Here is a 21,624-nt window from a genome sequence, read left to right as displayed (position 1 = left end):
TGACCGACCCGCGGGCTGCGATCAGCGGCCGATCAGCCCGCGCAGCAGGCCCTTCGCGGTGTCCTTGCCCGTCTTCCTGGCGCCTTCCTTCGCCGCCTCCCCCGAGATGGCGCCGGCACCCATGCCGCTGCCCATCAGCATCGCGGTCGACTTGTTGCGCAGGTGGACGCGCCAGTCCTGGCCCTCGATCGTTCGGGTGCCGCCGTAGGCGATCATCTGCACCATCGGTTCGGCGGCGAAGATCTCCTTCGGGATGCTGCAGCGGCGCGCTTCGGGCGACAGCAGCGTGCGCGTGCCCAGCCATTGCGAAACGGTGTTGCCCGGCAGGTAGGCCATGAGTTCCGGGCCGGCATAGCCGTCCTCCGAGCTGCTCCACAGCACGATGGTGTCGCCGTCCATGCCCATCGCATGGATGAAGTAGGCCCTGGCGCCGTCGACGCCGTTCCAGCCCAGCGTGATGCCTTCGGAGGCGCTGCCCTCGCTTTTGAGGTCGAGGTCGGGCATGAAGTCCTGCGCGCGGTCGATCTCGAACTCGATCGCCTGCGCCAGGCCGTCGCCGGTCACGCTGTGGGCACCGACCAGCGAGGCCTTGCCGGACACGGCCTTGCGGCTGGACGGGTTCGGCCAGAGGGCGAGGCCGGGATCGACGGTGACGCCCAGCTGCGGCATCGCGCGCGGCTGGGGTGCGCTGCCCGACGTCGCCGGCTTGCCGTTGCGGACGGTGGTGGTGACCTTGCGCGGCTGTCCCGTGCGCGACGCGTCGCCGCAGCCCCAGTAGTAGCGGATCTCGTAGGACCGGTCCTCGTCGAGACCCGGGATGCCGCCGCCGTCGTTGCTGCCCGACGCGGCGCTGGTGCTGCGCTCCGGTGCCCGGAGGTCGATGCTCTTGCCAAGGCGCAGATCCTTCGGGACCGCCTGCGTCGCTGGCGCACCGGGACGGGCGTCGTTGTCCAGGGCGATGTCGAGGTAGCGTCCCGGCATGCCGGGGTGGCGGGCCTGGCCGTAGGTGGCGCTGCCGCCGGACATGTTGCCGGTGAGCCGGCCGAGGGCGCCCAGCCCGCCCATGCCGGGCATGGTGTGGGTGGAGACTTCGACGTGGAGTTCGGCCTTGGCCGCCTTGGCGTGCGGCGAGGCTGCGGCACAGGCCAGGCCGGCGACGGCGGCGGTCAGGGCGGTGGTGAGGTGGTTGCTGCGGGTTTTCATGGGCGTGCTCCTGCTGTCCGGGTCCACACTTAACGGGATCCGGAGGCGGGAACCGCCAAGGCGTGCCGGGGCCGGGCCACGGCCGCAGGCGGGAGCGGCCTAGGGGAAGGCCAGGCAGCGGGTCTCGTCCGGTGCGGCCAGGCAGTGCGACAGCGGCTCCATCGCCGCATGCTCGCCGAGCTCGGCGACCAGGGATGCGAACGCCTCCTGGCGTCCTTCGCGATGGGCCAGGAGCAGGGACAGCATCCACGGCCGCATCCAGTAGCGGTCCCCGGCCTCGGGGGGCCTGGACTCGCGCATCTCCGCCGCGAGCCGCGCAGCTGCGGCGGACTCGCCGCGGGCCAGCTGCAGCTCCGCCACGGCCTGGGCGTGCTGCAGCTGCGGCGTTTCGCCCTCCCGGCGCGGACAGCCGGCCAGCGTCCCTGCCGCGCCTTCGGTGTCGCCGAGGCGGAGCTGGACCGAGGCCCAGGTTCCGCAGGCCGCGTATCCGGTGGGCGAAGTCCGGTAGTCGTGCTGGCCGAGGATCTCCCAGCTGCGCTCCAGGTCGTCGAGGGCGCCCCGGTAGTCGCCTACTGCCGCCCGGGCGTAGCCGCCGAACATGAAACAGGCCTGCACGTGCAGGTCGCTGAGCTCGAGCTGGCGGTTGATGTCGCCGGCGACGGTGTAATGCTCCACGGCCTCGCTGAAGCGCCCGTTCAAATGGAGGTGGGCCGCCAGCTGGCAGTGCGCGGCGGCCTTCTTCGAGTGCGGTCGGACATATACGCGGTCCACGATCGCCACCGCCTCGAAGGCGAGCTGCCCCGCGCGCGCGTGGTCGCCGGCCCTGCCGAAGGTGGGGACCTGGTCGGAGAGCGTGCTGGCATACCAGCCGCTCTCGGGGCCGTCGAGCAGCCGCGACAGCCGGATCTGCTCCTCGGCAATCCGGACCTGTCGCTGCGTATCGTCGGGGTCGGTGACGCTGATGGTTGCGCCGAGCCCGTCGAGCACGTCCACGTGCAGCTCCGTGTCCTGCAGGCCGTGCCGGGGGAGCGCTGCAAGGACCTCCTCGAATACCGCCTTCGCCGCCTGCGGGTCGCTGGCGAACAGGCTTGAGCCAAGGGTGACTTTCGCGTCGAGCAGCGGTTTCGGGTCTCCGTCCGCGGCCAGGGCCTGCCCGGCGAGGTCCACCGCGGTACGTGCATGGCGCTGCGCCGCCTCGACCTCGCCGCGTTCGCGCAGTATCTGGCCGAGCGCCCGTTCGATGTCGGAGTGCTCCCGGTAGGCTCCCGGAGCCTCGCGGGCGAACAGCGTGCGCGCCTGCTCCAGGTCCGCCTGCGCGTCCGGGTACTGGCCCAGTTCCTGGCGCGCCTGGCCGGTGAGCATCAGGATGTCCGCGGCGGCCAGCGGGTCGGTCCCGAGCAGGTCCGAGCGCGCGCGGCGCGCGCCCTCGTCGAGCAGTTCCAGCGCATCCGGCACGCCGCCTGCCGCGGGCTCGGTGGATGCGAACACGCGCTGCAGGAAGTCGCGCACCAGGATCGCGCGCTGTGCCTGCACGCGCGCGTTCGCGGCCTCGCGCCGGGCCTCGCCCGCCTGCCACAGCGTCGCGCCGATGCCCGCGGCCAGGGTGGCCGCCAGCAGTGCCGCCGCCGCAACGCCGAACGCGTGCCGCGCGATGAACTTGCGGGTGCGATAGCCGAGCGTGGGCGCCTGTGCCAGCACCGGCATGCCGTCGAGCCAGCGCTTCAGGTCGTCCGCCAGGGCCTCCGCCGAGAGGTAGCGACGCCCGGGTTCCTCGGCCAGTGCCTTGAGCAGCACCCGGTCGAGATCGTTCTTCAGCGGTATGTAGTGGCGGTGGTAGGCGTCATCGGCCTGTCGCACCAGCACCGACGGGCGCGTGGTCGTCGTCCGCTCGTCGGCCTGCGGAGTGCGGCCGGTCAGCAGGCGGTGCAGCAGCGCGCCCAGGCCGTAGATGTCGATGGCGGTGCTGGGCGGGTCGCCGCGCAGCTGTTCGGGCGCGGCGTACCCGGGGGTCAGTGCGCGCCACATCGTCTGCGTGCGTTCGGTACTGGCGTCGGTGAACTGGCCGATGCCGAAATCGAGCAGGCGCACGTGGCCGTCGGCCTCCACCAGCACGTTCGAGGGCTTGAGATCACGGTGGATCACCAGGCTGCGGTGGGCGAAGGCCGCCGCGTCGCACACCTGCAGCATCAGCTTGACCACGCCGCGCGCGTCGAGCCGGTGGCTGTCGCACCAGGCGTCGATGCGCTGGCCCTCCACCAGCGGCATCGCCAGCCAGCAGGTGCCGTCGGGGCCGGTGCCGGAGTCGATCAGCGGGGTGATGTTCGGATGGTTCAGGCGCGCGAGGATTTCCGCCTCGCGGTGGAAGCGTTCACGGCCGCTGGCGCCCAGGGCGCCCAGGGTGAGCACCTTGAGCGCGGCGTCCTGGCGGGCGATGCCGTCGCTGCGCGAGGCGCGGTAGACGACGGCCATGCCGCCGCGACCCAGCTCGGACTCCAGGGTCCAGCCGCCAAGCCGTACCCCCGACAGGTCCGAAGCAGGGGTGTCGAGAAGGGGGCCCGGCCGGGCATGCGCGTCGATCAGGCGCTGCAGGTACGCGCGCACGCCGGGGGCCGGGTCCTGGGCCGCGAGCCAGGTATCGCGTTCGCTTTCGTCGAGGTCGAGCCACTGGTCGAAGAGTGCGTCGGCGAGCTTCCAGGCCTCGATGCCGTCGCGGTCAGTCGCCATTGCCTTCTTCCAGCATGGCCAGCAGGAATGCACGCGCGCGCTCCCACTCACGCTGCGCGGTGCGCTCGGAGATGTCGAGCAGCTCGGCGACCTCCTTGAACTCGAGGCCGGCGAAATAGCGCAGCTCGACCACCTGGCGGCGCTGCGGGCTGATCTGCTCCAGCGCATCCAGGCCTTCGTGCAGGGCCAGCACGCCGGTATCCGCGGCGCCGCCGGGGGCGGCCGGCGAAAGCTCTTCGTCGAGTTCGACGTGGACGGCGCCACCGCCGCGCTTCTGCGACAGATGCTTGCGCGCCTGTTCGACCATGATCCAGCGCAGGGCCTGCGCCGATGCCGCGAAGAAGTGGCGGCGGTCGACCAGGTTCAGGCTGTCCGACGAAGTGACGCGCAGGAACAGTTCGTGCACCAGCACGGTCGGAGTCATGGTCGCGTCGCGGCCGCGCAGCCGCGAGCGCGCCATGCGCATGAGTTCCGGGTACAGGGCCTGGAACACCTCGCCAAGACGTTCGGGTTCGCCGTTCCTTGCGCGGACCAGCAACTGTGTGATTTCCGTATCCGACACGCGGCTCCCCTCCCGGAGGCGTGTGAGGCGGCGAAGGTAGCAGTGCGTCGGGGCAGCCGCAATCGGGATTGGCCCGCCGGTCGCCAGGCCGTCATGTGGCTCCGTGCCGGGCGGTGCGACAATCCGCGTCTCCCCGGATTTGACGGATTCCCATGGCCGGCGCCTCCCTGCTCACCCTGCTCGACGACATCGCGACCCTCCTCGACGACGTCGCCGTGCTCACCAAGGCCGCGGCCAAGAGGACCGCCGGCGTGCTCGGCGACGACCTCGCGCTGAACGCACAGCAGGTGGCGGGCGTACGCGCCCACCGCGAGCTTCCGGTGGTCTGGAGCGTGTTCAAGGGTTCGCTGGTCAACAAGGCGATCCTGGTGCCGGCGGCGCTGCTGATCAGCATCTTCGTGCCGGTGCTGGTGGTGCCGCTGATGATGATCGGCGGCGCCTACCTCTGCTACGAGGGCTTCGAGAAGGTCCTGCACCGGCTGCTTCCGCATGGCCCGAAGGAGGATCCGGAGGCGCGGGCCGCGGCCGTGCTCGCATCCGGCGACACGCCGGAGGACATGGAGAAGAAAAAGGTGAAGGGCGCGGTACGCACCGACTTCATCCTTTCGGCCGAGATCATCGTGCTGTCGCTGCCGGTGGTGGCTGACAGGCCGATGCTCACCCAGGTCGCGGCCCTGGTGGCGATCGCGCTCGCGGTCACGTTCCTCGTGTACGGCCTGGTCGCCGGCATCGTGAAGATGGACGACGTCGGGCTGTGGATGTCCAGGCTGCGCGGCAAGCTGGTGCCGGCGCTGGGACGCGGGCTGGTCTACGTCACGCCGTGGATGATGAAGGGCCTGTCGATCGTGGGCACCGTCGCGATGTTCCTGGTCGGCGGCGGCATCTTCGTGCACAACATCGGCGTGCTGCACCACCTGCTCGAGGTGATGCAGGGCTGGGGGCTGCCGGGCTTCGTTGCGGACATGCTGGCCGGACTGGTCGTGGGCCTGGTCGTGGGCGGGCTGGTGTTCGTGGCGGTGTCGCTGGCCGGGCGGCTTCGCGGAGGCGACAGCACGGAGGCGGTGCATTGAGTGCCGTGCGGTATCCGCTGGAGACCGTGGGCCTCGCCGCTGGCGGCACGGGCGGCCATCTGTTCCCGGCCGAAGCGCTGGCGCGCGAGCTGCAGGCGCGCGGGCACGGCGTGGTCATCTATACCGAGCGCCGCGGCGCGCAGTTCACACAGGCGCTCGCCGGCCTGCCGCACCTGGTGTTGCCGGCGCGCAGCCTGGCCGGCGGCATCGGCGGGAAGCTTGCCGCCGCGGCGGTGATCATGCGCGCGGCGGCGATCGCGCGCGCGGACATGAAGCGCCGCGGAGTGACATTGGTTGCCGGCTTCGGCGGCTACCCGAGCTTCGCGCCGGTGATGGCGGGGCGCAGCCTGGGCCTGCCGCTGCTGCTGCATGAGCAGGGCACGCGGCTGAGCCTGGCCAACCGGCAACTGCTGCGATTCGCGGACCGGGTGGCGACGTCGTTCGGTGACATCGGCGGGGTGGACGATGGCGCGCGCGGCAAGCTGGTCGAGACCGGCAACCCGGTGCGCGCGACGATCCTGGAGGCTGCGCGGGCGCCGTACCCGCCGCTGGCCGGCGATGCGCCGCTGCGCCTGCTGGTGGTCGGCGGCAGCCAGGGTGCGGCGGTGTTCGGGCGCGTGGTGCCGCCGGCGCTGCTGGCCCTGCCCGAAGCGCTGCGCTCGCGCCTGCAGGTGTCGCTGCAGTATCGCGGCGACGATGCCGATGCGGTGGCGGCGCAGCTGCGCGACGCAGGCATCGCGGTCGACCTGCAGCCGTTCTTCGATGACATGGCCGGGCGGCTGCGCGATGCGCATCTGGTGGTGACACGTGCGGGTGCGACCACCATCGCCGACCTGCTGGTGGTCGGACGGCCCGCGATCGTCGTGCCGATCCCGCAGGGCGGCTCGCGCGAGGAGCAGCGCGGCAATGCCGACGCGCTGGAACGCCTGGGCGCGGGCTGGTGCATGGCCGAGGACGACGAAGGCTTCACCGCGCCGGCGCTGGCTGCGCGGCTGGACGCGCTGTTCACCGATCCGGCGATCCTGGTCGGTGCCGCGGCCGCGGCCGCGCAGCTTGGACGCCCGGACGCAGCCGCACGCCTGGCCGACGAGGTCGAAGCGCTGCTGCAGGCGCGCGCCGCGGGCACGGGCACGGGCACCCGGGGCTGACGCCATGGCCGCGCGCGACGACGTCATCATCATCGGAGGCGGCCACAACGGCCTGGTCTGCGCCGCCTACCTCGCCGGCGCCGGGTTGAAGGTGCGGGTGCTGGAGCGCCGGCACATCGTCGGCGGAGCGGCGGTGACCGAGGAGTTCCATCCCGGCTTCCGCAACTCGGTGGCCAGCTACACGGTGAGCCTGCTCAACCCGCAGGTGATCGCCGACCTGCGCCTCGCCGAGCATGGCCTGCGCGTGGTCGAGCGGCCGTTCTCGAACTTCCTGCCGCTGCCCGACGGACGCGCCTTCCGCCTCGGCGGCGAGCACGGCACCGCCGAGGTGGCGGCGTGGTCGGCCCGCGACGCCGCGCGGCTGCCGGAGTACTTCGCGATGCTCGAGCGCGTGGTCGTGGTGCTGCGCGAACTCATGCAGCTGACGCCGCCGAACGTGTCCGACGGCTTCGTGCTCGCCGACTGGCTGGCGTCGGCGTCGGTGGCGCGTCGCCTTCGCCGCCTCGACATGCGCGGCCGCCGCGACCTGCTGGACCTGTTCACCAAGTCCGCGGGCGAACTGCTCGACCACTGGTTCGAATCCGAGCCGCTGAAGGCGGCGCTGGGCTGGGACTCGGTGGTCGGCAACTTCGCCAGCCCCTACACGCCGGGCTCGGCCTACGTGCTGCTGCACCACGTCTTCGGCGAGGTCAACGGCAAGCAGGGCGCCTGGGGGCACGCCATCGGCGGCATGGGCGCGATCACGCAGGCGATGGCCGCCGAATGCGCGGCGCGCGGCGTGGTGGTCGAAACCGGTGTCGAGGTCGCACGGGTGCTGGTCGAAGGCGGCCGCGCCGTCGGCGTCGCGCTGGCCGATGGCCGCGAACTGCGGGCGGCCGCGGTGGCAAGCAACCTCAATCCCAAGCTGCTGTACACGAAGCTTGTGCCGCGCGAGCACCTCGACGACGACACCGCGCAGCGCATCGAACGCTACCGCTGCGGCTCCGGCACCTTCCGCATGAACGTGGCGCTGTCGGAGCTGCCGGACTTCACTGCCGCGCCGGGTACGCAGCTGCAGCCGCACCACCAGAGCGGCATCCTGGTCGGGCACTCGCTGCGCTATTTCGAACAGGCGTACTTCGATGCCAGGTCGAAGGAGCACAACGCCGGCTGGTCGCGCGCGCCGATCGTCGAGCTGGTCGTTTCTTCGACGCTTGACGACACCCTGGCGCCGCCCGGGCAGCACGTCGCCAGCCTGTTCTGCCAGCACGTGCACCCGGAGGTCGACGGCGGCTGGGATGCGCACCGCGACACCGTCGCGCGCCTGATGATCGATACCGTCGACGCGGTCGCGCCCAATTTCCGCGCCAGCGTGCTCGGCTACGAGGCGCTGACGCCGCTGGACCTGGAGCGCCGCTTCGGCCTGGTCGGCGGCGACATCTTCCACGGCGCGCTGGGGCTCGACCAGCTGTTCTCGGCCCGGCCGCTGCTGGGGCAGGGAAATTACCGCGGCGCGCTGAAGGCGCTTTACCTCTGCGGTTCCGGCACGCATCCGGGCGGCGGCGTGACCGGTTTGCCGGGCCGGAACGCCGCGCGTGAAATGCTCCGCGACTTTGGTCGAAGGCCGGCCAGGACCGCTTGACAGTTCCTGTACTGGCCGGTTTCGTTTTGCGCTGCAGCGTGCAACTTGCATAACGTTTCCTTCACGATCACTGCGCACCCGACGTGGGGGAGGGAGCAAAGCCCGAAACGGTCCGCCGTTTCGGGCTTTTTTTGGTTCCAGTTTCCAATTCGAGGGAAGGGCGCGCCATTGATACTCTCGGGCGCCGGGTGCCAAGGCCCTTGAGTGCTCATGTCCCCCGGCGCTGGCCTGCGGCCATCGCCTCCTCCTTGACTTCGCTCTCAAGGGCCTTGGCACCCGGCGCGCAGCAGTACGCGGTGCCCACACGAGCAAAGCCGGTATCCCCGCGCACCTGCAGCAACGCCGAGCCCCGCCGTGGCCGGGAGGCCTTCGCGGGGAAGTAAAGGAGGAGGCATCCGCCGCCAGGCGGATGCCGGGGGACAAGAGCCGCGAAGGCCACCCGGCCGCGGCGGGGCCCTCCAGGTCGCCGCCCCGGGGCAGATGCCACACAATCCATGCATGGATCCAGCCCCCGGCACTGACGCCCGCGCCGCCCTTCACGCCCACGTCGAGCGCCTCCTGGCGCGCCTGCCGGATGGCCTGGCCGAGCGCGGCGGCGAGCCCTTGCGCCGGGTCGCGGTGGCCAGTGACTTCGCACTGGAGGTCTTCACGCGCCAGCCGCACGTGCTGGAGGCGCTGATCGACGACCCCTCGCTCCCGATGCCGCCGCCGCGGCTCGATCCCGCGACCCCGGATGCCTGGCCTGCGCAACTTCGTGCCTGGCGCACGGCCGTGTCCGCGGGCCTGGTCTGGCGCGATGTGAACGGGCTGGACGATGTCGGCGACACGCTTTCAGGCAGCACCCGTCTTGCCGAAGAGTGCCTGCGCCTGGGCCTGGATGCGCTGGAAGGCCAGTTTGCCGCGCGCCACGGCGTGGTCCGCGATCGCGACGGTGCCCCCGTCCGCCTGGTGGTGTTCGCGCTCGGCAAGCTCGGCGGCGGCGAACTCAACTTCAGCTCCGACGTCGACCTGGTCTATGCCTATGCCGAGACCGGCGAAAGCGACGGCCCCCGGCCGCTGGCCGCAGACGAGTACTTTGCCCGCCTGGGCCGCGCGCTGGCGAAACTGCTCGACGAACCCACCGTCGACGGCTTCTGCCACCGCGTCGACCTGCGCCTGCGGCCGTTCGGCAACGCCGGGCGCGTCGCGCTCAGCTTCGCGGCGATGGAGCAGTACTTCCAGCGCGAGGGCCGCGACTGGGAGCGCTATGCCTGGCAGAAGGCGCGGCCGGTGGCCGGCGACCTCGACGCCGGCGAACGCTTCCTGGTGGCGCTGCGCCCCTTCATCTACCGCCGCTACTTCGACTACGGCGCGCTGGCCGGCCTGCGCGAGATGAAGTCGGCGATCGAGGCCGAGGTCGCGCGCAAGGACCTGGCCGACGACGTCAAGCGCGGCTCGGGCGGCATCCGCGAGATCGAATTCCTGGTGCAGGTGCTGCAGCTGATCCGCGGCGGCCGTGAAGCCGCGCTGCGCGGCCGCCGGCTGCTGCCGATGCTCGATGCCCTGCGCGCGGCGCGGCAGGTCGAAGCGGAAGCGGCGCGCGATCTCGCCGAGGCCTACCTGTTCCTGCGCCGGGTGGAGAACCGCCTGCAGATGCTGCGCGATGCGCAGACCCATGTCCTGCCCGACGACCCGGTGGACCGGCTGCGCATCGCCGACGGCCTGGCCCGTCCCGACTGGGCCGCGCTGGTGGCAGACATCACCCGGCGGCGCACGCTCGTGGCCGCGGAGTTCGACGCCCTGCTGTCGCACCGCGACGAATCGCGCGCTGCGGTCAGCGGTGACCTCGCGGGTTATTGGCGCGCCCTGCCCGAAGGCGGTGATGCCCGCGTGCTGGCCGCCGCCGGCTTCGGCGATCCCGGCGAGGTCGATGCCGCGCTGCGCGACTTCGCGCGCTCGCCCAGCGTGCGCGAGCTCTCCGACGCCGTGCGCGCGCGCCTGGACCGGGTGATGCCGGTGATGCTGCAGGCAAGCGCGCCGGCCGACCGCCCGCTGCAGGCGATGCGCAGGCTGCTGGCGCTGCTGCACAACATCCTGCGCCGCGCCAGCTACCTGGCACTGCTCGACGAGCAGCCCGCGGCGCTGGCGCGGCTGACCGACCTGGTCACGCGCAGCGCCTTCCTCGCCGAGCGCGTGGCCGCGCACCCGCTGCTGCTCGATGAACTGCTCGATGCGCGCGTTGAAGGGCCGATGCCGGGGCGCGAGCAGATCGACGCCGCCTGCGCCGCGGCGTTGCGGCGCGACGACCTCGAGGCGGCGCTGTTCACGCTCAACGAAACCCGCCAGGCGCTGAGTTTCCGCATCGCCCTGGCGACGCTCGACGGGCGCATGCCCGCGGTCGAAAGCGTCCGCCAACTCGCATGGCTGGCCGACGGCGTGGTGGCCGCCGTGCTGGAGCTGGCGCAGCGCGAGATGCGCGTCGCGCATGGGACGGTGCCCGACGCACCCTTCGCCGCCATCGGCTACGGCAGCCTCGGCGGCGAGGAACTTGGCGTCGGTTCCGACCTCGACCTCGTGTTCCTCTACGACGCGCCCGCCGACGCGCAGTCCGATGGCCGGCGCCCGCTGGAAGCGCAGCGCTGGTTCGCGCGCCTGGCGCAGAAGATCGTGCTCCTGCTCGGCACCCCCACCGGCGCCGGCCAGCTGTACGAGGTCGACGTGCGGCTGCGCCCCGACGGCGGCAGCGGGCTGCTGGTCTCGTCGCTGGCGGCCTACGACGGCTACCAGCGCGAGCGCGCCTGGACCTGGGAGCACCAGGCGCTGGTGCGCGCGCGCTGCGTGGCCGGCGACGAGACGCTGCAGCTCGCGTTCGAGCGCGTGCGCGAGGCGGCCTTGGGGCGGACGCGTGATCCGGCCACGCTGGCCGCGGACGTCTCGGGAATGCGCGCGCGCATGCGCGGCGAGCTCGACCGCGGCCGCGACGGCCTGTTCGACCTCAAGCAGGGCGAAGGCGGCCTGGTGGACCTGGAGTTCCTGCTGCAGGCGCTGGTGCTGGGCGGGGCGGCGTCACATCCGGAGCTGCTGGGCCCGCGCTCGACGCCGGCGCTGATCGGCGCCTGTCGCGATGCGGGCCTGTTTGACGCTGCCACCGCCGCGGCGGTGACGGACGCACATGCGCAACTCGTGGCCCAAGGCCTGGCGCAGACGCTCGACCGGCGCGCCCGCATCGTGCCGCACAGCGAAGCGCTGGATGCCGCGCGCGCCGCCATCACCGCCGTGCTGCACGCAGCCGGCCTCGCCCCTCCGCATCTCCCGTAGGAGCAGGGCGGGTGTCGGGCTCAGCCTGCCGCGTCGATGTCGATCCCCGCGAGCCGCTGCAGTGCGTCGGCATATTTGGCACGCGTCCGCTCGATCACTTCCGCGGGCAGGCGCGGACCGGGCGCGGTCTTGTCCCAGTCCAGCGTCTCCAGGTAATCGCGCACGAACTGCTTGTCGTAGCTCGGCGGGCTGGTGCCCACGTCGTAGGCATCGGCCGGCCAGTAGCGCGACGAGTCCGGCGTCAGCATCTCGTCCATCACGTACAGGCGGCCGTCGGCGTCGGTGCCGAACTCGAACTTGGTGTCGGCGAGGATGATGCCGCGCTCCGCCGCGTACTCGGCGGCGAAGGCATACAGGCGCAGGGTGGCGTCGCGCACCTGCTCGGCCAGCTCGGCGCCGATGGTGCGCACCATGGTGTCGAAGTCGATGTTCTCGTCGTGGTCGCCGGCGGCGGCCTTGGTGGACGGCGTGAAGATCGGCTGCGGCAGCTGTTCGGCCTGCTGCAGGCCGTCGGGCAGGGCGATGCCGCTGACGCGCCCGGTGCGCTGGTAGTCCTTCCAGCCGCTGCCGATGAGATACCCGCGGGCGATCGCCTCGACCGGCACCGGCTTCAGCCGGCGGGTGACGACCGAACGCAGGCGGTAGGGCGCGGGATCGACGCCGGCCGGCAGCACCGAGGCCACGTCGATGCCGGTGAGGTGGTTGCGCATCAGGTGTTCGGTACGTTCGAACCAGAAGTTCGACACCTGGCACAGCATCTCGCCCTTGCCCGGGATCGGGTCGGGCAGCACCACGTCGAACGCGCTGAGCCGGTCGGTGGCGACCATCAGCAGCAGCGGCCCGAACGCGTCCGGGCCGGAGCCGGCAGGGAGCGCGTACACGTCGCGGACCTTGCCGCGGTGGAGCAGTTCGAGGCCGGGCAGGCGGGCTTCGATCAGGGTCGTGGCCATGGGTCGTATCGCAGCCGTCGGGGGAGCATTGTAGCGATGCATGGCGCGGGCGTGTTCACCGGACGGTAGAATCGGGCGCATGAAGCGTTGGTACGGGAAAGTCCTCGGGTTCATTGCCGGCTGGCTGCTGATGCGGCACCCGGCCGGTGGCCTCATCGGCCTGCTGATCGGGCACGCCTTCGACAGCGACTGGTTCCGGCGCCCGGCGCACGATGCCTACGACGTGCTGGGCCTGGACAACGACGCCAGCGACAGCGAGATCGACCTCGCCTACCGGCGGCTGATGGCGCAGTACCATCCCGACCGCATGACGGGCGCCGCGCCCGAACTGCTCGAGCAGGCGCAGAAGCGCGCGGCCGAGATCAACCGCGCCTACGACCGCATCAAGAAGCAGCGCGGCGGCCGGTAGAATCGATTCCCGCAGCGTCGCCCGCAGCCCAGCGTTCCGGGCCGGCCTGCATTCCCCATCGCCGCCACGAGCACCGCCATGCTGCCCACCGTCATCGCCCCCTCCATCCTTTCGGCGGATTTCGCCCGGCTTGGCGAGGAGGTCGACACCGTGCTCGCCGCCGGCGCCGACTGGGTGCACTTCGACGTGATGGACAACCATTACGTCCCCAACCTGACCATCGGGCCGCTGGTGTGCTCGGCGCTGCGGAAGCACGGCGTGACCGCGCCGATCGACGTGCACCTGATGGTGTCGCCGGTGGACCGCATCGTCGGCGACTTCGCCGAGGCCGGGGCCACGCTGATCAGCTTCCATCCTGAAGCAAGTTCGCACGTGCACCGCACCATCCAGCTGATCCGCGCCGCGGGCTGCAAGCCTGGCCTGGTGCTGAACCCGGCGACGCCGGTGGAAGTGCTGGACTACGTGCTCGACGAACTCGACCTGGTGCTGCTGATGTCGGTCAATCCCGGCTTTGGCGGCCAGGCCTTCATTCCCTCCGCGCTGGACAAGCTGCGCGCGGTGCGCAAGCGCATCGACGCCAGCGGCCGTGACATCCGCCTGGAGGTCGACGGCGGCGTGAAGCCGGACAACATCGGCGCGATCGCCGCCGCCGGTGCCGACACCTTCGTGGCCGGTTCGGCGATCTTCGGCCAGCCCGACTACGCCGGGGTGATCGCACGCATGCGCGCCGAAGTCGCCGCCGCGCAGCCTGGCGCCTGCTGAGCGCATGGACGCGGGCGAGTTCCAGCGTCTGGCCGCTGCCGGCCACACCCGCATTCCCGTGGTGCGCGAGGTGCTGTCCGACCTCGACACGCCGCTGTCGGTCTACCTGAAGCTGGCCGACGGCCCGCACAGCTGCCTGTTCGAGTCGGTCGAGGGCGGCGAGCGCTTCGGGCGCTACTCGATCATCGGCCTGCCGGCCACGCGGGTGTACGAGTTCCGCGGGCACCGGCTTGCGGTGCGCGAGCATGGCGAAGTCGTGGACGAGCGCGAGGTCGCCGATCCCTTCGCCGAAGTCGAGCGCCTGCGCGCGGCGCAGTCGGTGCCCGAGGTCGAAGGCCTCCCGGGGTTCAGCGGCGGCCTGGTGGGCTGGTTCGGCTTCGAGACCATCGGCTATATCGAACCGCGGCTGGCGCAGGGCGCGCTGCCCGACGGCATCGGCACGCCCGACATCCTGCTCATGCAGTGCGACGAGCTGGCGGTGTTCGACAACCTCAAGGGCCGGCTGTACCTGGTGGTGCACGCCGATCCGGCCGAGCCGCAGGCACTGGCGCGCGCGCAGCGGCGGCTGGATGCGCTGGTGCACCGACTGCGCCAGGCCGGCGCGGGCTATCCCGAGACGCTGCGGCCCGCGGCGCTGGTCGAGGGCGACTTCGTCTCCGGCTTCACCCGCGACGGCTTCATCGACGCGGTGGCCAAGGTCAAGGAGTACATCGCCGCCGGCGACGTGTTCCAGGTGGTGCTGTCGCAGCGCCTGTCGGTGCCTTTCGAAGCGCGCCCGGTGGACGTCTACCGGGCGCTGCGCGCGCTCAATCCGTCGCCGTACATGTACTTCCTCGACGTCGGCGGCACCCAGGTGGTGGGCAGCTCGCCGGAGATCCTGGTGCGCATGCAGGGCGGGACGGTCACCGTGCGCCCGATCGCCGGCACCCGGCCGCGCGGCGCGACGCCCGCCGAGGACGCGGCGCTTGAAGCCGAACTGCTGGCCGATCCCAAGGAGCGCGCCGAGCACCTGATGCTGGTCGACCTCGGCCGCAACGACGTCGGTCACGTCGCGCAGCCGGGCACGGTCGAGGTCGGCGAACAGTTCGTGGTCGAACGCTACAGCCACGTCATGCACATCGTCAGCGAAGTCACCGGACGCGTGCGCGACGGCCTGTCGTACGCCGACGTGCTGCGCGCGACCTTCCCGGCTGGCACGGTCAGCGGCGCGCCCAAGGTCCGCGCGCTGGAAATCATCCGCGAGCTCGAGCCGACGCGACGCAACGTCTACGCCGGCAGCATCGGCTACATCGGCTGGAACGGCGACGCCGACATGGCGATCGCGATCCGCACCGCGGTGATCCAGGACGGCCGCCTGCACGTGCAGGCCGGCGCCGGCATCGTGTACGACTCCGACCCGGTGAAGGAGTGGGAAGAGACGATGAGCAAGGGCCGCGCGCTGTTCCGCGCGGTGGCGCAGGCGGCGGGCGGACTGTGAATCAGCGCAGCTTCCGCTGCAGCCGCGCGAATCCGTGCCACAGCAGCCACATCGCGCCGGCCAGGTAGGGAATGCAGCTGGGCACCCACATCAGCACGCCGGCAAGCTGCTGGTCGGCCATGACGTCCAGGCCCAACTGCGGTGCGCGTTCCGCATGGACCGGATACAGCGGCCGCGCGGCAAAGGTCAGCAGTGCGCCAAGGAAGCCCATCTGCATCATCACCGCGACCATCGCCACCACGCCGGCGCCAGCGCCGACGTGCGGATCGCGGATGCGCCGCCACATCGCCGCCCACAGCCACAGCCCCGCGGCCAGGAAGCTGCCGTGCATCGCCCAGTGCACGGGATCGCTTTCCAGCGCGGCGGTGGTGGCGACCGGCAGGTGCCAGGTCCAGAGCACCGCGCCGTGTGCGACCGAGGCCGCGGTGAGCGCGGTGGCCGCGCGCGATGTCGCCGCGCCGAGGGCCCGGTGCAGCCTCCCGGCCATGCGCGCGGGCAGGGCATGTGCGGCCACGACCAGGGGCTGGCCGGCCAGCAGCATCGGCGGCACGAAGGCGAGCAGCAGCATGTGCTGGGCGATGTGCGCGGCCAGCGACCACTCGCCGTACGCGTCCAGCGGCCAGGTGGTGGAGAGCAGCAGCACGAGCACGCCGGCCGCCGCGGTGGCCACGCCCTTCGTGCCGACACCGGCACCGATGCCGGCGCGGCCCCACAGGCGTCGCAGGCCCGCCGCATAGAGAAGCGTCCAGGCCGCCAGCGGCAGCAGCAGCCAGGGCGATGGCGTCCACGCGGTGGCGAGCGTGGGCGGGTGCTCGTGACCGGCGTGGGCCAACACCGGTCCGGCCAGCAGCGACAGGGCGGCGAACAGCAGCAGGGCGGCCGCCGGCATGCCCGCGTGCGGTAACCGGGCGGCGCGCGGCGATGCGCCGGCGAACCGCATCCGCGGCCACCACGGCCGCTTCGCACGCACGCGTGCACACTGGCGCGAACCCGTCGGGGGCGCACCGTGTATTTCTGGCTGAAGATCCTGCATGTGTCGGCGATGGTCCTGTGGTTCGCGGGCCTGTTCCTCCTGCCGCGCCTGTTCGCGGCGCGCCACCGCGGCGGGCGCGAGGCCGCCCAGGATTATTTCAACCCGGTGGCCAACACCCTGTTCTTCCGCCTGGTCACGCCGGCTGCGCTGGTGGCGATCGCCTCGGGCATGATCCTGATCGCCTATGGGCCGACGGGTGCCTGGCTTGTGATCAAGCTGGTGCTGGTCACCGCGGCGGTGCTGCTGCACCTGTACCTGGGCGTGGTGCTCTACAACCTCGGCCAGGGCATGGACCGCCACGGCCCGGCGTTCTACCGGGTCCTGGGCTGGACGCCGCTGGCCATCGTGCTGGCGATCGCCGCGCTCACCGGCGCCAAGCCCGCCACGGTCGGCGAGCTGCCGCCGCCGCCGGGCCACGCCACCGACCGCTGACCCGCCGGCCGGCTGCATCGCGCACTGGTACCTACGCTTCCGGTGGTGCATCCGGGCCACGGTCCTCTCCACCTTCGTGTCCGGCCACGCCGATGCCGTGATGGAAGCTGAGGCTGCCGCCAATCCATCCCGCCACGCCGACCAGCAGCAGCATCACCGACGACAGCAGCAGGCCCCAGGGCCACACCGCCGCGACCGGGTCGGGCCAGCGCAGCCAGACGCCGGCGGCAGCGACGGCGAGCAGCATCACCGCGGCGATCGCATGGCTCCACGCCGACACATGGCGGCGCACCACCGGGATCAGCACCAGGTCCACCGTGCCGACCGCGGCGGCCACCAGCCCCATGGCGAGACCCGCGCCGTTGAGCACGGCCGCGAGCTGCGCCCAGAACGCCAGGCCGCTCCACAGGAACAGCAGGTCCGCCGGCGCCACCACGCCCAGGAACGCGATCGGGAACACCACCAGCATCGGATGCACCGGGTGCTTGCGGATGGCCACCCGGCTTTCCACCGTGCGGCTGCGCTGGGGCGGGGTGGGCGGTCGCAGGGACGTCCTCATGTCAGGCGCAACCGGGCAGCAGCAGGACGGGGATCGTGGTGAAGCACACCGCCACCGCCGCCATCACCGACAGTGCGCCCGTCACCGCGGCCGCGAAGCGACGCCGCGAAGCGAGCGCCGGTGGCGCATCCGATTGTCCAAAGCGGGCGATGTGCCAGCCGCGCCATGCGCGCAGGCCGAACCAGGCGAGTGCCGCGAGCGCGGCCGCCGTCAGCGCGACCAGCCACCACGCCAGCGACTCCACGCCCGCGAAGCGCAGGCGGTCCCAGCCTTCTGCGCAGGCCACGCCCTGCAGCGAATACACCGCCACCAGGTGCAGCGCCCACACCGCCATCGGCGCCCCGATGCCGGTCAGCCGGTAGGGTGACAGTGCGCTGCTCATGCCAGCCTCGGAAACAGGTGCAGGACGGCCCAGGCCAGCAGGCCCTGGGCGACGGTGTAGCGCCACAGCCCGGCGGTGACGCGGGCCTCGAGCGGCGTGGCGGCGGTCACCAGGCTGCGGCGCAGCCGGGCGGCGACGAACAGCGCGAACAGGATCGCGATCACCACGTGCACGGCGTGGAACCCGGCCAGCGTCCAGGCCACCGCGCTGTACGCGTGCTCCGTCGGCGCGCCCGCGGGCAGCATGGCCCAGCCATGCAGCGCGATGAAGGCCGCACCGAGCACGGCAGTGGCGATCCAGCCGGCCGCCGCCTGCCCGCGCGCATCCTCGCGCAGCGCGCGCGTGGCGAACTGCGCGGCCGCGGCGCACGCGGGCAGCAGCGCCAGCGCGGCCAGCGCGATCGGCCACCCTGCCACGTCCATGCCCGCCGGCGGCCACGTCTCGCTGCCCAGCCACAGATAGAAGTAGCTGAAGACCAGCGACGCGAACAGCGAGCCGTCGACCAGCAGCGACATCACCAGCGCCCACCAGCCCGGCGCGTTGCGCGCCGCGTACTGGCTGGGAAGCGTGGTGCCGGGCGCGGTCTCGAGCATGGCCGGCGCGCCGGGATGGCCGGTGGTCCAGGCCCAGCGCCAGAGCAGCGCGAGCAGCGGCACCAGCATCACCAGCGCTGCCCAGTACGCCTTGGCGATGAAGCAGGCCAGCAGCGCCGCCAGCGCCAGCGCCGCCAGCAGCGGCAGCCAGGTGGAGCCGGAAATGCGGATGACCTGCTCCGGCGTCGCGTCGAGCAGGCTGGTGCCGAGCAGCTCGCGACGGCCGTGGCGGGCGTCGCCGAGCAGGCCGTCGGGCCGCGCGCTGGCCTCGGCCAGCAGCGGGTCCGCCCACAGCGGATCGCGCCCCTGCACCCGCGGGACCGAGGCGAAATTGAAGTCGGGCACGGGCGATTCCAGCGCCCACTCGAGCGTGCCCGCGCGCCAGGGATTGCGCCGGCAGCGCGGCCCGTGGCGGAAGCTCAGCGCCACGTCCACCAGCACCGCCACCATGCCGATCGCCAGCACGAAGCCCGCCGCCGTGGACACCAGGTTGAGCCAGTGGAAGCCGAGTTCGGGCAGGTAGGTGTACGCACGCCGCGGCATGCCCAGCAGGCCGGTGAGGTACATCGGCAGGAAGGTCAGGTTGAAGCCGATGAACACCAGCCAGAACGCGGTGCGGCTCAGGCCCTCCGAAGGCTCGCGCCCGCTGGCCAGCGGCAGCCAGTAGTACAGGCCCGCGAACAGCGGGAACATCAGCCCGCCGATCAGTACGTGGTGCAGGTGCGCCACGATGAAGTGGCTGTCGTGCGCCTGCCAGTCGAAGGGCACCATCGCGACCATCACCCCGGTCAGGCCGCCCGGCACGAACACGAAGAAGAAGCCGAACAGATACAGCGTCGGCACCCGCAGCCAGGGCCGCCCCGCCCACAGCGTGGCGATCCAGGCGAAGACCTGGATGCCCATCGGGATCGCCACGGCCATGCTGGCCGCGCTGAAGAAGGCCAGCGCCAGCAGCGGGATGCCGACCGCGAACATGTGGTGCACCCACAGCCCGAAGCTGAGGAATCCGGTTGCCACCAGCGCCAGCACGATCCAGGTGTAGCCGACCATCGGCCGCCGCGCGAAGGTCGACACCACCATCGACACCACGCCCGCCGCCGGCAGGAAGATGATGTAGACCTCGGGGTGGCCGAACAGCCAGAACAGGTGCTGCCACAGCAGCGGGTCGCCGCCGCGTGCGACGTCGAAGAACACGAAGCCGAACGCGCGCTGCATCTCCAGCAGGATGCTGGCCAGGATCAGCGGCGGGAAGCCGAACACGATCATGAAGGCCGTGACCAGCATCGCCCAGGCGAACAGCGGGATGCGCCTGAGGTCCATGCCCGGCGCGCGGCTGATGAGGATGGCGACGATCGTCTCGACTGCCGCGGCCACCGCAGCGATCTCGGAGAAGGTCACGCCGATCAGCCAGAAGTCCGCGTTCAGGCCGGGCGACCAGGTCGAGTCGGTCAGCGGCACGTACATGAACCAGCCCGAATCCGGCACCGCGTCGAACAGGAAGCTGGAATACAGGAACAGGCCCCCGAACAGGTAGCACCAGTAGCCGAAGGCCGACAGCCGGGGAAAGGGCAGGTCGCGCGCGCCGATCATCTTCGGCACCAGGTAGAGCGCGAAGCCCTCCATCACCGGCACCGCGAACAGGAACATCATCGTCGTGCCGTGCATGGTCACGAACTCGGCGTAGCGCTGCGGGTCCAGCACTTCGTTGCCGAACCAGGCCAACTGCAGCCGCATGAACATCGACAGCAGGCCGCCGATCAGGAAGAACGCCAGCCCGGTGACGATGAAGCGCAGGCCGATGGTGGAGTGGTTGACCGCGGTCAGCCGCCCGCGCCAGCCGGGCGGCGTGCTCCAGACGGCGTGCAGCACGCGCAGGCGCTCCTCGGCCGCCTTGTCGGTGGTGCCGTTGGCCGTGCCGCTCATTGAACGCGTCCTTCGACGGTGCGTTCGGCCAGCCAGGCCGCGTGCGCCGCGTCGTCGTGGACCAGCACGTCGAAGGCCATCACGGCGTGCCCGGTGCCGCAGTACTCGGCGCACTGGCCGCGGATGGCGCCATCGCGATCGGCGCGCAGGCGCAGCAGGTTCACGCGCCCGGGGATGGCGTCGATCTTGCCGCCAAGGCGCGGGATCCAGAACGAATGGATGACGTCGACGCTGCTGATCCGGAACTCCACCATGCGCCCGCGCGGCATCGACAGCGCGTTGAACGACTCGGCCAGCACGCGCCCGTCGTCGTCCAGGTAGCGGAATCGCCAGCGCCAGCGCTCGGCCACGACGTCGACGCGTGCTTCGACCTGGTCCGCCGCGCCGGTGATCCGCGCGCTCGACACCGAGCCATACACCAACAGGCCCGCCAGCAGCACCGGCGGCAGCACCAGGCCGCCGCCCACGATCAGGCGCTCGGGCCGCGCCAGCGCGCGCGTGTTGCGGCCGCGGTACAGCGCCCGGGTCAGCAGCGCCATCACCAGCAGCCAGACAGCCAGCGCGCCCCAGAACATCAGCCACCAGATGTCGGCAATGGCCGCCGCGGCCGGACCGGCAGGATCCAGCGTGGACTGCGGGCCGGCGCAGGCGGCCAGCAACGGGGCGGCCGCAAAGGCCGCCACGGCTGGCTGCCTGGAGCGCGCTCTGGTCGCGATGGTGTCGTCTCCTCGGGGCCGGTGTCGCGCGTCGTCGGACGCACGCGAAAGGTGTCGGTCGAGGCTAGCGGTGCGCGCGGGCAGCGCGCGTGAATGCGCCGTGGTGGACGTCTTTCGGCGAGAATATGCGGCCAGGGTGGCATCGCTGCCACCCGACCGGAGCGTGCGCAGCCATGCTGCTGATGATCGACAACTACGACAGCTTCACGTTCAACCTCGTCCAGTACCTGCAGGTGCTGGGCGCCGAGGTGGAGGTGGTGCGCAACGACGCGCTCACCGTGGACGATATCGTGCATCGCGCGCCCAGCCACATCGTGATCTCGCCGGGGCCATGCACGCCCAACGAGGCCGGCGTGTCGCTGGAGGTGATCGAGCGGCTGGGCGCGACCACGCCCATCCTCGGGGTGTGCCTGGGCCACCAGGCCATCGGCCAGGCCTACGGCGGCCGCGTCGTGCGCGCGGGCCGGATCATGCATGGCAAGACCTCGCCCATCCGCCATTCGGGGGGCGGTGTGTTCACCGGGCTGCCCGACGGCTTTGATGCCACGCGCTACCATTCCCTGGTGGTGGAGCAGGCCAGCCTGCCGGACTGCCTCGAAGTCACGGCCTGGACCGAGAACGAGGACGGCAGCCGCGAGGAGATCATGGGCCTGCGCCACCGCGAGCACCCTGTCCAGGGCGTGCAGTTCCATCCCGAGTCGATCCTCAGCCAGCACGGCCACGCGCTGCTGAAGAGCTTCCTCGACGCCTGACGCCGCCTTGT

General features: G+C 71.7%; 18 protein-coding genes. 9 read left to right on the top strand and 9 right to left on the bottom strand.

Going from position 1 to position 21,624, the window contains the following annotated elements:
* Positions 1-21: 21 nt before the first annotated feature.
* The 3 genes from E2169_RS11455 to E2169_RS11445 all read right to left on the bottom strand — a co-directional run bounded on the left by E2169_RS11455 (position 22) and on the right by E2169_RS11445 (position 4,489).
* Positions 22-1,203 (bottom strand): hypothetical protein, encoded by a 1,182-nt coding sequence (locus E2169_RS11455; protein WP_132986745.1) that lies wholly within the window; start codon positions 1,201-1,203, stop codon positions 22-24.
* 99 nt (positions 1,204-1,302) lie between these two features.
* Positions 1,303-3,927 (bottom strand): serine/threonine-protein kinase, encoded by a 2,625-nt coding sequence (locus E2169_RS11450; protein ID WP_132986744.1) that lies wholly within the window; start codon positions 3,925-3,927, stop codon positions 1,303-1,305.
* Positions 3,917-4,489: an ECF-type sigma factor gene (locus tag E2169_RS11445; RefSeq protein WP_132986743.1), complete on the bottom strand. Its 573-nt coding sequence runs from the start codon at positions 4,487-4,489 to the stop codon at positions 3,917-3,919. The genes E2169_RS11450 and E2169_RS11445 overlap by 11 nt, the downstream gene beginning before the upstream one ends.
* Before the next feature lie 152 nt (positions 4,490-4,641).
* Between E2169_RS11445 and E2169_RS11440 the strand changes: the two genes are divergently transcribed.
* The 4 genes from E2169_RS11440 (at position 4,642) to glnE (ending at position 11,625) form a co-directional block, all read left to right on the top strand.
* Positions 4,642-5,559: a DUF808 domain-containing protein gene (locus E2169_RS11440; protein ID WP_132986742.1), complete on the top strand. Its 918-nt coding sequence runs from the start codon at positions 4,642-4,644 to the stop codon at positions 5,557-5,559.
* 5 nt (positions 5,560-5,564) lie between these two features.
* Positions 5,565-6,707 carry a UDP-N-acetylglucosamine--N-acetylmuramyl-(pentapeptide) pyrophosphoryl-undecaprenol N-acetylglucosamine transferase gene (locus tag E2169_RS11435; protein ID WP_229659214.1) on the top strand — a complete coding sequence of 381 codons (1,143 nt, stop codon included), beginning with the start codon at positions 5,565-5,567 and terminating at the stop codon, positions 6,705-6,707.
* A gap of 4 nt (positions 6,708-6,711) precedes the next feature.
* Positions 6,712-8,328, top strand: a complete 1,617-nt coding sequence (locus tag E2169_RS11430; RefSeq protein ID WP_132986740.1) for a phytoene desaturase family protein — start codon at positions 6,712-6,714, stop codon at positions 8,326-8,328.
* A gap of 498 nt (positions 8,329-8,826) precedes the next feature.
* Complete coding sequence (gene glnE / locus E2169_RS11425) at positions 8,827-11,625, top strand: bifunctional [glutamate--ammonia ligase]-adenylyl-L-tyrosine phosphorylase/[glutamate--ammonia-ligase] adenylyltransferase (protein ID WP_132986739.1); 2,799 nt, start codon at positions 8,827-8,829, stop codon at positions 11,623-11,625.
* A gap of 20 nt (positions 11,626-11,645) precedes the next feature.
* Here glnE and E2169_RS11420 read toward each other — a convergent pair whose 3' ends face one another.
* On the bottom strand, positions 11,646-12,575 hold the full coding sequence (locus E2169_RS11420; protein ID WP_132986738.1) for a phosphoribosylaminoimidazolesuccinocarboxamide synthase: 930 nt from the start codon (positions 12,573-12,575) through the stop codon (positions 11,646-11,648).
* Positions 12,576-12,654: 79 nt separating this feature from the next.
* Between E2169_RS11420 and E2169_RS11415 the strand changes: the two genes are divergently transcribed.
* The 3 genes from E2169_RS11415 to trpE all read left to right on the top strand — a co-directional run bounded on the left by E2169_RS11415 (position 12,655) and on the right by trpE (position 15,223).
* Complete coding sequence (locus E2169_RS11415) at positions 12,655-12,984, top strand: J domain-containing protein (RefSeq protein WP_132986737.1); 330 nt, start codon at positions 12,655-12,657, stop codon at positions 12,982-12,984.
* A 78-nt stretch (positions 12,985-13,062) separates the two neighbouring features.
* A complete protein-coding gene (gene rpe, locus E2169_RS11410) occupies positions 13,063-13,746 on the top strand; it encodes a ribulose-phosphate 3-epimerase (protein ID WP_132986736.1) in 684 nt (227 codons plus the stop codon).
* Between the two features lie 4 nt (positions 13,747-13,750).
* On the top strand, positions 13,751-15,223 hold the full coding sequence (gene trpE, locus E2169_RS11405) for an anthranilate synthase component I (protein WP_132986735.1): 1,473 nt from the start codon (positions 13,751-13,753) through the stop codon (positions 15,221-15,223).
* A 1-nt stretch (position 15,224) separates the two neighbouring features.
* On the opposite strand, the gene E2169_RS11400 is transcribed toward trpE, so the two are convergent.
* The gene (locus tag E2169_RS11400; protein ID WP_165942409.1) at positions 15,225-16,112 is read right to left on the bottom strand and encodes a cytochrome c oxidase assembly protein; all 888 of its coding nucleotides are present in this window, start codon (positions 16,110-16,112) and stop codon (positions 15,225-15,227) included.
* Positions 16,113-16,229: 117 nt separating this feature from the next.
* Between E2169_RS11400 and E2169_RS11395 the strand changes: the two genes are divergently transcribed.
* Positions 16,230-16,688, top strand: coding sequence for a CopD family protein (locus E2169_RS11395; RefSeq protein WP_132986733.1), 459 nt, complete (start codon positions 16,230-16,232; stop codon positions 16,686-16,688).
* A gap of 31 nt (positions 16,689-16,719) precedes the next feature.
* Here the strand turns inward: E2169_RS11395 and E2169_RS11390 are convergent, their stop codons facing one another.
* The 4 genes from E2169_RS11390 to coxB are packed head-to-tail and all read right to left on the bottom strand — an operon-like array spanning position 16,720 to position 20,828.
* Positions 16,720-17,247, bottom strand: a complete 528-nt coding sequence (locus E2169_RS11390) for a DUF2231 domain-containing protein (RefSeq protein WP_132986732.1) — start codon at positions 17,245-17,247, stop codon at positions 16,720-16,722.
* A 1-nt stretch (position 17,248) separates the two neighbouring features.
* A complete protein-coding gene (locus E2169_RS11385) occupies positions 17,249-17,629 on the bottom strand; it encodes a hypothetical protein (RefSeq protein WP_132986731.1) in 381 nt (126 codons plus the stop codon).
* A complete protein-coding gene (ctaD, locus tag E2169_RS11380; RefSeq protein WP_132986730.1) occupies positions 17,626-20,145 on the bottom strand; it encodes a cytochrome c oxidase subunit I in 2,520 nt (839 codons plus the stop codon). The genes E2169_RS11385 and ctaD overlap by 4 nt, the downstream gene beginning before the upstream one ends.
* Positions 20,142-20,828, bottom strand: a complete 687-nt coding sequence (gene coxB, locus E2169_RS11375; RefSeq protein ID WP_229659169.1) for a cytochrome c oxidase subunit II — start codon at positions 20,826-20,828, stop codon at positions 20,142-20,144. Before coxB ends, ctaD begins: the two co-directional genes overlap by 4 nt.
* 206 nt (positions 20,829-21,034) lie before the next feature.
* On the opposite strand from coxB, the gene E2169_RS11370 reads away from it, so the two are divergent.
* Entirely contained in the window at positions 21,035-21,613 is a 579-nt protein-coding gene (locus tag E2169_RS11370) for an anthranilate synthase component II (protein WP_132986729.1), read from the top strand.
* The last annotated feature ends 11 nt before the right edge of the window (positions 21,614-21,624 follow it).

The organism is Luteimonas terricola (assembly GCF_004352845.1).
Lineage (GTDB): Bacteria > Pseudomonadota > Gammaproteobacteria > Xanthomonadales > Xanthomonadaceae > Luteimonas > Luteimonas terricola.
This window is presented reverse-complemented; position numbering and strand designations above follow the sequence as displayed.